General features: G+C 71.3%; 1 protein-coding gene. It reads left to right on the plus strand.

Features of this window, described 5'->3' with window-relative positions:
* A partial coding sequence (locus G3N93_RS40535) for an ABC transporter permease (RefSeq protein WP_206135578.1) occupies positions 1-730 on the plus strand: 730 nt, incomplete at its 5' end.
* Positions 731-849: the final 119 nt, after the last annotated feature.

Genomic DNA, 849 nt, shown 5'->3' on the forward strand with positions numbered 1-849 from the left:
TGTCGGCTCGGCGTTCACGGGCGGCGGCCGCGCGTTCGGCGCGGTGCTGCGCGATCCGCTCGTCGCCGATGCGATCGCACGTTCACTGGTGCTGGCGGTGAGCGCCGGCACGCTGTCGGTGGGTGTCGGCGTGCCGGTCGCATTCGCGCTGGCCGGGCAGTCGCCCGCCCGCCGCCACTGGACGCTCGCGCTGCTCGGCGTGCCGCTCGCGTTCTCCGGGCTGGTGATCGCCTACGGCTTCATCCTCGCGTTCGGCCGCGCCGGCTTCGTCACCACGCTGGCGGCGTCGCTGGGTGCGGACCCGACCGTGCTCGGCGGCGCGATCTACACGATGCCGGGGCTGGCGGTTGCGTATGCGTATTACCTGATTCCGCGGGTCGCGCTGATGATCTACCCGGCGCTCGCGAATCTCGACCGGCGGCCGCTCGAGGCGGCACTGACGCTCGGCGCGCGGCCGTGGCGCGCATGGCTCGACGTTGCGTGGCGCGAACTGTGGCCGTCGGTCGCGTCTGCGTGGTGCCTCGTCACGGCGATCGCGCTCGGCACGTACGGCACGGCGCTCGCGCTGGCCGGCACGCAGATCAACATCCTGCCGCTGCTGATGTATCTGAAGCTGTCGGACGGGCAGACCGATTTCTCGCAGGCGGCCGTGCTGTCGATCGTGCTGACGGCGATCTGCACCTGCGTTCTTGCATTGGGGGAAGGCCTTGTTCGGCAACGACGTCATTGAATGGTCGGAAGCGGCGCGCGACGCGCTGGCGCAACTCGCGCAGCGGCAGCGCGGCACGCGGCGGCATTGCATGCCGGTCGGCGTGATCGGTCCGCGCGAGGCGACCGACGAGCAGATGC

The sequence above is a fragment of the Burkholderia sp. Se-20378 genome (assembly GCF_017104665.1).
Lineage (GTDB): Bacteria > Pseudomonadota > Gammaproteobacteria > Burkholderiales > Burkholderiaceae > Burkholderia > Burkholderia lata.